Below are 13997 nucleotides of genomic sequence, written 5' to 3'. Positions count from 1 at the left end.
CAGTCCAGTGATTGACAGCGTCGCCGCCATCGCCGACCCCAGTCTCGTCGACTGCGTGGAGATCCGCCGTCGTGGAACGGCGAGGGAGCCGACGCGAGGCATAACGGTTGTGGAACGCCGTGCCCCTTATGGCCGGGAGGACCTGCCCGCCATAAGGGTCGTCTGCGACCTGGACTCCTTCTTCGACCTGGTGACCGCAGTGCTGAGTGAGCCCCGTGTCCGAGCTCCGTCTACCCGCGCCGTCGGCCGAACTCCACCTCCTTCTGGAGGGCGCTCTTGAACCGGAGACGGTCTTTGAGCTGTCCCGGCGCAACGCTACACGCCTGCCGTACACCGACTTCACGGACCTGGCCGGCCGCCACTGGTTCACCGGCCTGCAGTTCTTCCTCGACCTGTACTACGCGAACATGACCGCCGCCCTCCATTCCCGGCGGGACGTCGTGGAGATGACCTGGCGCTACCTCGTCCGCGCTCACGCGGCCGGGTGCCGGCATGTCGAGGTCTTCGTCGATGCGCACGAACACGGCACGCGGGATCCCGGCGGCGACCGTCCTGCGGGGCGGACGACGCGCCGCGCCGCCGACGAACCCGATGTCAGCGGCTGTGCGATCGTCTGCGCGATGCGCGACCGGCCCGCCGCCGAATCGCTGCGGATGCTAGACGCCGGCTTGGCCCCCGACATCCCGATTCTCGATCTCGGATCGGACTCGGCCGAGGTGGGGCACCCATCGGCGGATTTCACCGAGGGCTCCGACGTTGGCGTCCGGGCGGGTCTGCGGCGCGTCTGCCACGCGGGCGAGGAGGGGCCGCCCGACTACATTCGCCAGGCTCCGGACATACTCGGCGCCGAACGCGTCGACCGAGCGGTGCGGTGCCTGGAGGACCCGGACCTCGTCGCCCGGCTCGGTTCCGAGCGGGTCCCGCTGACCGTGTACTCGCCGTCCGACGTCCGGCTCCGCGTTGTCGAGGGCATGTCGGAGCATTCGCTGTGGCGGATGCTCCGACAGAGGTGTCGTGATCCGCGTCAACTCCGACGACCCCGCGTACTTCGGCGGCTGCGTCGACCACAGCTTCCGTGCTGCTGTCCAGCCTCTGGCGTTGCGCCTGGTCGAACTGCGCACTCCATCCGTAAACTCCATCGAGGCGTCGTTCGCCTGACCGGCCCGCCAGCGGCACCGGCTCGACCGGTTTGCGGGCTGAACGGATGCAGGTGCGGAGGGCGCGGCAGCTCTGCGGGCTCCGCGCGAACATCCGGCGCCCACCGTGTGGGAGCGCTCCCATGAGAGAGAATGACATGGGCATGCCATATCGCCAACCGGGCTCCGGGTTAGTCTTCTCGTCTTACCGGACACGGGGTGCCCCGCCGAGGGCTGAGATCACACCCGTCGAACCTGAACCAGTTCGTACTGGCGGAGGGATGTCTTCCATGCCGTTGACGCATGCTTCGGGCGAGTCACCCGCACCTTCCCGGCAGACGCCGTTCGGCGGCCGGATGCCCGGCGGCCCCGGTGACCTCCGGGCCGAGGCACACGGCATCGAGCCGGTTCCCGAGGCCAACCGCTACGGCGGCGCCGGGCGCCTGTTTACCGTGTGGTTCGCTCCGAACCTCACCATGACGGGTGTGTTCACCGGCACCATCGGGGTGGCGCTCGGTCTGGACATGCGCACGGCCCTTGCTGCCGTCGTGCTCGGGACCTTGATCGGCGCGATACCGACCGCCTGCCTGAGCACGTGGGGCGGGCTGACCGGCGCGGGCCAACTGCCTCTGGCCCGGCTCGCCTTCGGGTGGGCCGTCGTGCTGCCCGGTGTGCTCCAGTGGCTCTCGTCCATCGCCTGGGACGCGCTGATCGGCTTGTTCGGCGCGGACGCGCTCGCCCGCCTGTGCGGGTGGCCGTTCTGGCTCGGCGCACTGGTCGTCATGGCCGCACAGGGAGCTCTCGGTGTACTGGGGTACGAGGTGATCCACCGGCTCCAGATCGTGATGACCTTCGTGCTCGTCGCCGCCTTCGCGCTGATAGCCTGGCATCTGCTCGACGGCGCCCACGCCGTGGCGGGCACCGCGTACGGCGCCGACCGGGCCGGGGCGTTCGTGCTGACCAGCACCATCGCGCTGAGTCTGACCGTGTCCTGGGCCCCGTACGCCAGTGACTTCAGCCGGTACTTGCCGCGCTCCACCTCTCGCGCCCGCATGTTCTGGTGCACCCTGCTGGGTCTCGTGCTCTCGCTCGGGTCCGTCCAGGCGCTCGGGCTGTGGGGTGCGTCCCGGCTCACCGACCAGACCGTCGCAGGAGTGCGGGATCTGCTCGGCAGCGGGGTCGTCGGCGCGTTGGGGCTGTTCGCGGTGGTGGTGGCCGCGCTGTGCAGCAACGCCATGAACGACTACAGCGGTTCACTCGCGCTGCAGACCGTGGGCGTGCGTGTCGCCCGCCCGGCTGCCGCGGCCCTTGCCGCGCTGCTCGGCCTCCCGCTGGTGCTGTGGATGCACGCGGCCGACACCACCGCCCGCTTCCAGAACGTGCTGCTTTTCGTCGGCTACTGGATCCCCGGCTTCGTGGCGATCGTCGTCGTCGACTGGGCCGTCCGGGCGCGGGAGCGGCAGGGCGCGCCGATCGACCTCGCCACCGAACAACGCCGGTACCCGACAGGATGGCCCTCGTTGACGGCGTTCGTCGTCGCCTTCGGCGCCGCGGTCCCGTTCATGGACACCGGGCTGTACGTGGGTCCGGTCGCGCGGGCACTGCACGGCGCCGACCTGTCGTACTACGTGGCCTTCGTCGTCGCCCTCGCCGTCTACGTTCCGTTGCGGCTCCGGCGCCGTTCCTGATCGGCCGAACCCTCCACCGGCCGCCGCACATGCTCTTCGCGGTCAGCGATCGAACTCGCCGTTCGTCGAGTCGAGGTGTTCACGCAACCACCGTTCCGTGTTGCTGACGTGGACCAGTGCGGCGGCCTGGCTGAGGGCGGCGTCCCGGCCGGCGAGCGCCGAGAAGATGGCCTCGTGTTCCGCGAGCGTCCGCCCCGAGGCCTGTGCGTCGACCAGACCGCGCCAGATGCGGGCCCGCAGGGTGCGCCCCGAGATGCCCTCAAGGATGGTGAGGAGTGTCTCGTTGCCGGTGGCGGCGACCACGGCGCGGTGGAAGGCCGCGTCGTGGAGGTTCAGCCGCTCGACGTCGTCACGTGCCTCCCGCATGGCGTCCAGATGCCGCTTCACCTCGGCCAGACCGTCCTCGGAGATGCGGGTGGCGGCGAGCGCTGTCGCGACGGGTTCGAACAGCCGCCGCACCTCCATCAGGTCGATGAGGGCGCCGGCATCCCCCTGCAACAGTTCCACCGCGCCACCGAGGCCCTCCAGGAGCAGGCTCGGCTGGAGGCTGGTCACGTAGGTGCCGTCCCCGCGCCTGACCTCCAGCACCCTTGCCACGGCCAGCGCCTTCACCGCCTCGCGCGCCAGGTTGCGGGACAGGCCCAGTTGGGCGGCCAGATCCGGTTCAGGAGGAAGCTTCGCGCCTGGCGGCAAGGCGCCGGATCTGATGAGTTCGCGGATCTGTTCAATGGCTTTGTCCGTCAGTGACAAAGGGGACTCCTCCCGTGGGTGCGCTCGGCGTTCGGATCCGCTCCTCCGGAGCCCGCGTCAGGAGAGGCGGGCGGGACGTCCCGACCGCATCAAGCCACAGGCCTTTGGATCCTCCCAGAGTTCACCGGGCACGCGGCTTCGGTGCAGTTCGGTGCTCTGGGCCACCTGGCGCGCGTTCCGCGTCCCGAGTGTGACATTGACGACGCTGGGGTGGGTGAAGGGGAAGGCGATCGCCATGACGGGCAACGTCGTGCCGTGCTGTGCGCAGACCCTCCGCGATCACCCTGGCACGTCTGACGAGCCGCGGGGGAGCGCTCCGGTAGTCGTACTTCATGCCCTCCACCGGCCGGTCCCGGGAGAGCAGGCCCGAGTTGAGGACACCGACCGCCACGACACCCCTGCCCAGTTCCTGCGCGGTGAGCCGGACGTCGTCCAGGGCCGACTGGTCGAGGAGGGTGTAGCGGCCGGCCGGAATCGCCACGTCCGCGGGCGTCACGCGCAGGAACCGGGCGAGCACGGCCGACTGGTCCATGCCCGTTCCGATGGCGCCGACGAGTCCTTGGCCGCGCGGCTCGGCGAGACGGGCATGGCCTCCTGCGCGGCCTGGCGCCAGTGGTCGTCGGGGTCGTGCACGTAGACGATGTCGAGCGCACCAGATTCAGACATGGGACGTATGTATAAGTGGCCTGGTGGTGACCTGTCCAGATGCGTGCGCCAAGTCGCGGGAAGATTCAGCTGGATAGGTACTGTGTATCCTCGCTCGGCTCGGCCGCCGGAGGAATACATCCCATTAAGAGCGCTCTTGCGTGAGGGCCCTGGTCCTATGCGCCCGGAGTCCGTGCGCAGTGCGGGTGTCGTCCGTGGACGACGCGGATCACCCACAGACATTCCATGTCTGCGGACGAATTAATTTCGTGTATCGGATATTCATGAATAAATCGCCTGGCAGGTATGCGCTTTCATCCCTGCACAGCCGTTGACATGGACGGGTTACATGCTCGACCTTCGTGCGTAACGTCCGGCGACCGAGCCCCGTCAGTTCCGCACTATCCGTGTGCCGCCCGCTTCCGGGACCCGTTCCCCGTGCCGGAAGCAGGCAGTCGGCTCCGCCGTGGCCCGTCGGCGGACCCGGTGCCGACGGAACGGCCGCAGGGCGCCTTGACCACACCGAACAGGGAGTGAGCATGTCGTCAGGAAGACTGTCCCGCCGCACCCTCCTCGGCGCCGTCGGCTCGGCCGCCGCGGCGACCGTCCTGCCCGTCGTTCCCGCCTTCTCCGGCATGGTGTCCGAGGCCGCCGCCGACGTCCAGACCAACCTCAGCAACCTCGTCGACCTGCGGTTCGGCATGTTCAACCACTTCAACATGGGCACGTTCACCAACGAAGAGTGGGCCACCCCCAACCAGGACCCGGCCCTCTTCGCCCCCACGGCCGTGGACTGCTCGCAGTGGGCGGCGGCGGCAGCCGCCGCGAAGATGAGCTACGGGGTGCTGACGACCAAGCACCACGACGGCTTCTGTCTCTGGCCGAGCGCGTACAACGACTACAACGTGGCCAACAGTTCCTACCCGCACGACATCGTCGCCCAGTACGTCAGCGCCTTCCGGGCGGCCGGACTGCGGGTGGGCCTGTACTTCTCGATCTGGGACCGCAGCTACACCGTGCAGGCCTACGACACCCGGCACGGCGTGGCCGCGGACCAGGTGATCCAGCCCGGCGACCTGACGTACATCCTCAACCAGATCACCGAACTCCTGACGAACTACGGCACCATCGACATGTTCGTCACCGACGGCTACGCCTGGCAGATGGGTCAGCAGGCGATCTCCTACCAGCGCGTCCGGGAGCACGTGAAGTCGCTGCAGCCGGACATCGTCATGATCGACCACGGCGGACTGTCGGTACCTTTCCTCGGCGACGCGATCTACTTCGAGGAGCCGCTCGGCGTCACCTCGCCGGCCGGCAACACCTACGCCTCGCTGCAGGGGCAGACGATCAGCAACGGCTGGTTCTGGCACCCCTCCACGCCCACCACCGACCCCCTGAGCAAGGCGTCGATCCTCTCCCATCTCGCCGATCTGGAGCCGAAGTACACCTCCTTCATCCTCAACTGCCCGCCCAACCGGGACGGCGTCCTTGACACCAACATCGTGACCCGCCTCGCCGAGGCCGGCGCCACCTGGAGCCCCGACACGTCACGGGCGGCGCTGCCCACCCAGATGCCGCGCGCCGAGCACCCGGTGACTCCCGTCAGTGCCTACGCCACCGGATTCCACACGGGCGAGGGGCCGATGAACGCGCTCGACGGCCTGAGCGACAAGAATTTCGAGACCTGCTGGTCCACCTGGAGCCTCACGCTGCCCCACTCCGTCACCATCGACCTGGGCGGGGTGTGGAGCAACGTCTCCACCCTCGAATACCTCCCCAAGCAGTGGAACCGCACCAACTCCACCGACGGTGACATCACCTCGTACACGATCTACACCAGCACCGACGGGACGGCCTTCACCCAGGTCGCCACCGGTGCGTGGGCCGGGGACCGCACCACGAAGACCGCCGAATGGAGTGCGCGGAACGTCGGGTTCGTACGGATCCAGATCAACGCCGGGACCGGAGGCTACTCGAACATCGGCGGTGTCCACATCGGCGGCCGGACCGCGAAGCCGGCCCTCGTCGGCAAGATCCTTCCCGGCGACGGAACGGTCTACCGTCTCATGAACCGCAACAGCGGCAAGGCGGTCGACGTGAGCGGCGCCGGAACCGCCGACGGCACCAACATTCTCCAGTGGCCGTGGCTCGACCAGGCGAACCAGAAATGGACCTTCGCCGGCGCCGGGGACGGCTACTACAAGATCAAGAGTGTCGGCAGCGGCAAGCTGATGGAGGTGGCCGGTCTTTCGCGCGTGGACGGCGGCAACGTCGGCATCTGGTCCGACGACAGCGTGCCACAGCAGCACTGGGCCGTGACGCCGACCGGAGACGGCTACTACTACCTCACCAACCGGCTCAGCGGGCTGTCGCTCAACGTCGACGGAGGGTCCACCGCCGACGGCGCCAACGTCAGCCAGTGGACGTACAACCGTGCGGCTCAGGAGCAGTGGCAGATCATCGCAGTGTGAGCGGGGACGGGGGCTGGAAACGGTGGCCTGCGCCTCGGTGCCGGTCCCCGGCCGGGCTTGTCCCGGCCTCGGGTGGCCCGGCCTCTCGAAGTCCGCGAGGCCGGACGCCGATGGACCGTCGGGACCGCTGCCGAGGGGCCACCCGCTGGTCCAGTCGGTACCGAAGAACTGCCGGCCCTCACGGCGGGTTCATGCTCCAGCCCGCGATCCCGCTGAGCAGGGTCACCAGGCCGCCCGCCCGGACCGGGCATGAGTCGCCCACGGTCTGGGCGGGAGACACGTGACGCGCCGGCAGTGGTGCACGGCGATACGGCGGCAGGGCACGGCATACACCGCTTCCGACACCACCAGGTCCGTTCGTTCCCGCAGCGGCGCGACCAGATCCGCGTTCCGATGGTCCGTGCCGGCCCCCAGCCCGCCGCGGCCTTGTGACTCTTGCCGAGCCCTCGCGCCGGGCGACCTGCCGACGGATCCGCTCGCTCCCGTCCAGCTCTGGGTGTACACGCGCCCGGGGGCTCGTGTCCAGCAGGTTCGTCAGCCTTGTGGTCGCCTCCGACCCCCGCCTCCTCTTCTGCGGCACCGAACGCAGCGGCTGGGGATGCGAACCGGCCGGTGCCGTCTTCCCACGAGTTCACCGACACCCGCACCTACTGGGTCTGTCTCTGACCGCTCCCCGCACCTGCGGTGCCGTTCGGAGGTCCCGCCTGCCCACCCCCGGCAAGCGGGACCTTTCGCGTGCATCACGTGTACAGATCGTTTCGAAGAGATGTCCACAGAAGGCTATACAGAGCTGGATGCGTGTCTGTATACAGGGACTGATTCCAGCCTTCAGAGGGAGATGAATTGATGTCCAGCTCTCCGCACGCGACCGCAACGACGCGCGGCGTCGGGTACTGGCTGCGCCAGTTGTGGGTCCAGGTGCTCATCGGTATGGCGGCAGGCATCGTCGTCGGCGCGGTCTGGCCGCACGCCGCCGCGCAGATGCAGCCGTTCAGCGACGGATTCGTCGCCCTGATGAAGATGATCGTCGCGCCCGTGCTCTTCTGCACGGTCGTCATGGGCGTGGGCAAGGTCGACAGCATCGGCCGGGTCGGCCGGGTCGGCGCCAAGTCGCTGCTCTACTTCGTCGTCCTGACGGGTCTGTGCATGGCGGTCGGCCTGGTTGTGGGCAACCTCTTCCATCCGGGGGCGGGCATGCACATCGACGCCTCCTCGCTGAGCACGCGGGACCTGCCCGAGGGCACCACCAGTACCCACCTGAATCTGCCGGACTTCGTTCTGTCGATCATCCCGACGACCATGTTCAGCGCCTTCACCGAGGGCGAGATCCTCCCGGTGATGCTGGTCTCGGTGCTCTTCGGCATCGGCATCAAGGCCGTCGGCGCCCCGGCCGAAGGGCTGCTCCGCGGGGTGGAGAACCTCTCGAAGGTCGTCTTCAAGGTCGTCGGCTGGGTCATGCGCACCGCCCCGCTCGGCGCCTTCGGCGGCCTGGCCCTGACGGTGGGCAAGTACGGCATCGGCACCTTGCACCAGCTGCTGATCCTGATCACGATCTTCTCCGTGACCTGCCTGCTCTTCATCCTGGTCGTCTTCGGCGGGCTGCTGCGCTACACCGGCCTGAGCCTCTTCAAGCTCTGCCGTTACCTCAAGGAAGAGCTGATGATCATCCTGGCGACCTGCTCCAGTGAGGCTGTCCTGCCCCGCATGGTCGACAAGATGACGAACCTCGGAGCCTCCCGGCCGGTCGTCGGCCTCACCCTCCCGGCCGGCTACTCCTTCAACCTCGACGGCACCGCCATCTATCTCACGATGAGCTCGCTGTTCCTGGCCCAGGCCCTCGACATCCACCTGTCCCTGGGCCAGCAGCTGGCGATGCTCGGCATCATGATGATCACCAGCAAGGGCGCGGCCGGCGTCCCGGGCGGCGCCTTCGTCGTCCTGGCGAGCAGTATCGGCGTCATCGGCCATGTCCCCATCGCGGCCCTGGCCCTCATCGTCGGCATCGACCGCTTCCTCAACGAGGGCCGCATCCTCACCACGGTCCTCGGCAACGCGGTCGCCACCATCTTCATCGCCAAGTGGGAGGGCGAGTTCGATCTGGAACGCGCCAAAGCCGTCCTCGACGGCAAGGACGTCCCACCCCTCGCCATGACCGACGAGGACGCTCAGCCGGCCACTGTTCTCCCCGGCACCGCCGTGGCCCCGGCGGCAGCGGGCTGACAACGCGGAGACCGGGGCGACCGCACCGCACCCCGCCCGGCTGCCACCGGTCGCCCCGCTCCCGACTACCGAGCCAGCTCAGAGGAGCCCCACGTGACGCACCGCGTCCTCTCCCGCCGAAGCGCCCTGACAGCCGCCGCGACCACTGCCCTCTCCCTCACCGCCGCCTCCACGGCAGCGGCAACCACAGGCCCCTCCCGTCGCCCGCCCGAACCGAGTTACGCCTACGTCGGCTGCTACACCACTCCCCAACGAGCCGGCCACGGCAAGGGCATAGCCGTCTTCCGTGTCGACGGTCCCGGACGCTGGCAGCAGGTCGACCTCACTGAGACCCTTCCCAACCCGTCCTTCCTGGCCCTGGACCACACCCAGTCGTTCCTCTACGCCGTCCACGGCGATCTCGACCAGGTCAGCGCTTTCGCGATAGACCGTCACACCGGGAGCCTGACCTCCCTGGGCACCCAGCCGAGCCAGGGCACCAACCCCGTCCACCTCACCCCCACCCCCGACAACGAGAGGCTCCTGGTCGCCAACTACGCCACCGGCACCCTCGCCGTCCTGCCCCGCACAGCCGACGGCCGCCTCCAGCCTGCCGACCAGGTCGTCGAACTCATCGGCGAACCCGGCCCCGACCGCACCCAGCAGACCGGCCCCCACCCCCACCACATCCCCTTCGCCCCCGATCGACGCCACGTCCTCATCCCCGACAAGGGAACCGACCGCATCCACCACTTCACGTACGACGCGGGCGCGGGGCGCCTCATGCCGGCCGGTCCCGCCACCACAGTCCGCTCAGGCGCAGGTCCCCGACACATCACCCATCACCCACACCTGCCCCTGGCCTACGTCGCCGACGAACTGAACTCCCAGGTCACCACATATTCCTACGACCCCATGAGCGGTGACCTCACCCCGCGTTCGTGGCTGCCGACCCTGCCGCCCACCTACACAGGCGACAGCACCGCGGCAGAGATCCAGTTCACCCCGGACGCACGTCTCCTGTTCGTCTCCAACCGCGGTCACGACAGCATCGCCACCTACGCCGTCCGAGACGACGGCACCCTGCACGCTCCACGCTGGACCGCGGCCGGCGGCGAGCAGCCCCGGTTCCTCACCACCGACGCCAACGGCGACACCCTCTACGTTGCCAACCAGGCAACCGACACCATCACCGCGTTCCGCATTACACGGGAAGGCCGTCTGCGCCCCGTCGGCAGAACCGTGGCCACCGGATCGCCGGTCTGTATCGTCTTCCGTACCCAGGACTGACGCCATCGACTGAACGTGTTCGGAGCGGTTGTCCATGGCGAGGTTGAGCGAGGGGTTCGCCTGGACCGTCACGGATTGTGGCAGCCGGCTCCAGACAGCAGGGCGCACGACGACCTTGCCGTAGCCCTCAGTCGGTCCGCCCCCGGGGCGCGGTCGCTGCCGGTCTGCCGTTGCCCGGAGACGCCGGGCCTACCGCAGCGGCGGCGCCGTCGACCCGCGCGGGGTGAGCGAGGGGGTGGCGACCTGGTGGGAGACGGGATCCTCGCCGTCGATTACCGCGAAGAGGGTTCGCGCCACGTCGGCGCCGAAGCCGTGCACGTCGTGGCTCATCGCGGACAGCGGCGGGTGGGTCAGCTGGCACAGTTGGGAGTCGTCCCAGGCGAGCAGGGAGAGGTCGCGTGGCACCGAGAGGCCAAGTTCTGCTGCGACGGCGGTCCCGGCGACGGCCATGATGTCGTTGTCGTAGAGGATGGCCGTCGGTCGCTCGGCCATGAGCAGCAGTGACCGGGTGGCGCGGGCTCCCTCCTCGCCCTCGAAACCCGTGGCGATCTGAAGGTCGTCTGCGATCCCCAGTTCGCGCGTCGCTTCGGTGAACGCCTTTGCGCGGATGGCGCTGTGGCCGAGTCCGGCGGGACCGCCGACGCGGGCGATGCGCCGATGGCCGAGGGCCGCCAGATACCGCACGGCCTCCGTGGCTGCGGTGGCGTCGTCCGTCCATACCGAGGTGAAGCCGCCCGTCAGCGACGGGTGGCCGACCGCGACCGCGGTGAGCCCGATGGCCCGTAGCGCGGGCACGCGGGGGTCGTTCTCGCGGAAGTCGACCAGGATTGAACCGCCGGTCTGCTGGCCTTGCCACCAGCGCCGCTGGAGTGCGATCTCCTCGTCCACGTCCCGCACCAGGTGCAGCAGGAGTGAGCAGGACCGCTTGGCCAGTACGCTCTCGACCCCGGAGATGAACTCCATGTAGAAGGGTTCCAGGCCCAGCAGCCGGGCCGGCCGGCAGATCGCGAGGCCGATGGTGTCCACCCTGCTGCCGGACGACAGACCGCGGGCCCGCATGTTGGGAGCCCAGCCCAGCTCTTGGGCCGCCTGGAAGATACGGTCCCGGGTGGTGTCGGACACCCCGGGCTTACCGTTGAAGGCGAGCGACACCGCTCCTTTCGACACGCCGGCCCGGGCTGCGACGTCCTTGATGGTGAAGCGTTGAGTTGGTGCGCTCACGCCGGTTCCACGCAGAAGAGCGCGGCGCGGGCCGGTCCGGCGTCGGGCTCGGACCAGCCGTCGACCCGGATCCTGGCCTCCTCGCCGGGGAGCAGGGTGACGAGACCCGTGTCGGCCACCGCGTCGGGGGCGAGGCGGTCGGGCTGCAGGAGGAGGTCGCGTACGAGGGTGTGTGCTGTGACCACGACGTCGACTGTATCGGGATCACCGGCGACCGGCTCCACTCGTACGTCGAACTCCGCGCGCGGATAGGGGAATTCACGATCCGGCACGGGGAAGTACACGGCGCGCAGACCGTCCACGTCCGCGACCAGGAACTCCCCGTCCCCGGGGAGACCGAGCGCGGCCACGGGCAGCGGTGTCCGTACCGCTTCACGCGCCGCCACCTCCACGGTGAGGGGCACCTGGGCCGTCACAGTCCCGTCGGCGGCCGTCCGTCGAACGGTGACCTCGGCCCGCCAGGGGGCGGCCGACTGGTTGACCAGGCCGAGCACGATGCCCTCCGGGGCGGGTTGGAGGGTGAGCAGCCGGTCGGCGTACAGGCGCCGCAGTTCGTGGTAGAGCGGCTTGAGCCGGCCGTCTCCGTCGATGGCCGCCCAGGAGCTGACCGGCCAGCAGTCGTTCAGCTGCCATACGACGGTGCCCGCGCACCGTGGCCAGTGGGAGCGCCAGTGCTCGATGCCCGCGGCGACGGCCCGGGCCTGGACTAGCTGGGTCAGGTAGTGCCAGCGGTCGAAGCCGGCCCCGGTGCCCTCGGGGAGCACGAAGTGGCGCTCGACACCACGGTTGAGTTTGCCGTTGCCGTCCTCGGCCTTCTGGTGGTGCAGCATGCCGGGCGAGTCGGGGGCGAGGTCCTCGCCGGGCAGCGCGCGGCGCAGGGTGGCCAGGGCCGGCGGCGCCTGCCAGCCGAACTCGGCGACGAACCGGGGCACATTGTCGCGGTACTCCGCGAAGTCCCTGCGGTTCCACACCTCCCAGGAGTGGTGGGTGCCGTGCGCCGGGTCGTTGGGGTGGTGGTCCCAGGAACCGGACCAGGGACTGCCCGCCGTATACGGCCGGGTCGGGTCCAGCTCGGCGACGACACGCGGCAGCAGGCCGAGGTAGTACCCCTCGCCCCAGGAGTCACCGGCGAGTCCGGGTTCCCAGCCCCAGTCCCGGAAGCCCCAGAGATTCTCGTTGTTGCCGTTCCACAGCACCAGTGACGGGTGCGGCATCAGGCGTACGACGTTCTCCCGCGCCTCGGCCTCCACCTCGCCGCGCAGGGGCTGCTCCTCGGGGTAGGCGGAACAGGCGAACAGGAAATCCTGCCACACCATCAGCCCGAGTTCGTCGCACACGTCGTAGAAGGCTTCGTCCTCGTAGATGCCGCCGCCCCAGATGCGGACGAGGTCGATGTTCGCGTTCGCGGCCTGGGTGAGACGGCGCCGGTAGCGCTCCGGGGTGATGCGGGAAGGCAGGACGTCGTCGGGGATCCAGTTCACGCCGCGCGCGAAGAGGCGCACCCCGTTGACGACCAGGGTGAACCCGGTGCCGTGCTCGTCGGCGGTGCTGTCCAGTTCGATCGTGCGGAAGCCGATCCGGCGCTGCCAGTTGTCCAGCGCGGTGTCGCCGTCGGCGAGGGTGACCGTCAGGTCGTACAGCGGCTGTTCGCCGTGCCCGCGCGGCCACCACAGCCGCGGGCCGGGCACGTCCAGGCAGAGCAGCGCGTGGCCGTCCTCGACGGTGACCTCGGTGTCCACCCCGGCCACCGACGCCCGCGCCGTCAGGGGGCGCCCGGTGCCGCCGGCGGTGCGTTCCACCGTGAGATGGACCTCGACCCGGCCTCGCGTCCCCGCGACTGTGACGAGGGGCCGGACCTGGGAGATCCGGGCGGTGGACCAGTGCTCCAGGCGGACGGGCCGCCACATTCCGGCGGTGACCACGGTGGGGCCCCAGTCCCAGCCGAAGCTGCACGCCATCTTGCGGATGTACTGGGACGGTTCCGGATAGACGTTGGGCCGGTCGCCGACCGATTTGCGTACCGCGTCCGCCTCCTCGCGAGCCGGGGCGAAGTGCACCTGGAGCTCTCCGTCGCGACCGGTGACGTCGAACCGGTGAGTGCGGTGCATGTTGCGGGTCCGGCCGAGCGGTTCTCCGTCCAAGGCTATCTCGGCGGCGGTGTCCAGACCGTCGAAGACCAGGTCGGTGCGCTCGTGCACGGTGACGGCCGGGATCCGGGCGGTATACGTCCAGGCCCGGTCGCCGACCCAGGCCACCTCGTGTTCGTTGGTGCCGATGAAAGGGTCCGGAATGAGCCCCGCAGCCAGCAGATCGGTGTGCACGCAGCCCGGTACCCGGGCAGGCAGCACCGCGTCCTCGTGGCGCAGCCCCCACCCGTCGCTGAGCAGGGTGACGTCCTTCATTGTGCGGCTCCCCTCGCGTGACGCAAGGTCGTTTCTGGTTACGGCGCACGCCAACCTAGCCGCGCAGGCGAACGATGTCCATAAACCGGTATAGCTCTCGTGAGTATGCGCCTATTTGTTGCGTTTTACCTACCTATGCGGGAGGGAATGCGGCCCATTCTGAAACCCTTGCGTAACGATTAGGTATCGCGA

The 13997-nt window shown here is 69.2% G+C and carries 8 protein-coding genes, 1 pseudogene and 1 riboswitch; of the genes and pseudogenes, 5 read left to right on the top strand and 4 right to left on the bottom strand.

The window, feature by feature from the left end; all coding sequences use genetic code 11:
• Positions 1-215 precede the first annotated feature (215 nt).
• Entirely contained in the window at positions 216-1283 is a 1068-nt protein-coding gene (locus OG496_RS09985) for an adenosine deaminase (RefSeq protein WP_405970490.1), read from the top strand.
• Between the two features lie 58 nt (positions 1284-1341).
• A riboswitch (TPP riboswitch) is annotated at positions 1342-1435 on the top strand.
• Entirely contained in the window at positions 1427-2824 is a 1398-nt protein-coding gene (locus OG496_RS09980) for a purine-cytosine permease family protein (protein ID WP_405970489.1), read from the top strand. (Overlaps the previous riboswitch by 9 nt.)
• Positions 2825-2866: 42 nt before the next feature.
• Here OG496_RS09980 and OG496_RS09975 read toward each other — a convergent pair whose 3' ends face one another.
• Together OG496_RS09975 and OG496_RS09970 are read right to left on the bottom strand one after the other, a co-directional pair.
• Positions 2867-3574: a FadR/GntR family transcriptional regulator gene (locus OG496_RS09975; RefSeq protein ID WP_405970488.1), complete on the bottom strand. Its 708-nt coding sequence runs from the start codon at positions 3572-3574 to the stop codon at positions 2867-2869.
• A gap of 57 nt (positions 3575-3631) precedes the next feature.
• Positions 3632-4222: pseudogene (locus tag OG496_RS09970) on the bottom strand (aldo/keto reductase); the annotation flags it as partial.
• Between the two features lie 536 nt (positions 4223-4758).
• Here OG496_RS09970 and OG496_RS09965 point away from each other — a divergent pair.
• From OG496_RS09965 to OG496_RS09955, 3 genes are all read left to right on the top strand, one after another.
• Positions 4759-6693, top strand: coding sequence for an RICIN domain-containing protein (locus OG496_RS09965; RefSeq protein ID WP_405970487.1), 1935 nt, complete (start codon positions 4759-4761; stop codon positions 6691-6693).
• A gap of 846 nt (positions 6694-7539) precedes the next feature.
• On the top strand, positions 7540-8913 hold the full coding sequence (gene dctA, locus OG496_RS09960; RefSeq protein ID WP_405970486.1) for a C4-dicarboxylate transporter DctA: 1374 nt from the start codon (positions 7540-7542) through the stop codon (positions 8911-8913).
• 93 nt (positions 8914-9006) lie between these two features.
• Positions 9007-10182 (top strand): lactonase family protein, encoded by a 1176-nt coding sequence (locus OG496_RS09955; RefSeq protein ID WP_405970485.1) that lies wholly within the window; start codon positions 9007-9009, stop codon positions 10180-10182.
• Between the two features lie 189 nt (positions 10183-10371).
• Here OG496_RS09955 and OG496_RS09950 read toward each other — a convergent pair whose 3' ends face one another.
• On the bottom strand, positions 10372-11403 hold the full coding sequence (locus tag OG496_RS09950; RefSeq protein ID WP_405970484.1) for a LacI family DNA-binding transcriptional regulator: 1032 nt from the start codon (positions 11401-11403) through the stop codon (positions 10372-10374).
• On the bottom strand, positions 11400-13805 hold the full coding sequence (locus OG496_RS09945; protein ID WP_405970483.1) for a glycoside hydrolase family 2 protein: 2406 nt from the start codon (positions 13803-13805) through the stop codon (positions 11400-11402). The genes OG496_RS09950 and OG496_RS09945 overlap by 4 nt, the downstream gene beginning before the upstream one ends.
• Positions 13806-13997: the final 192 nt, after the last annotated feature.

Source organism: Streptomyces sp. NBC_00988, assembly GCF_045162645.1.
Lineage (GTDB): Bacteria > Actinomycetota > Actinomycetes > Streptomycetales > Streptomycetaceae > Streptomyces.
The sequence above is the reverse complement of the archived record's forward strand: the minus strand, read 5'-3'. Positions and strand labels throughout refer to the sequence as shown.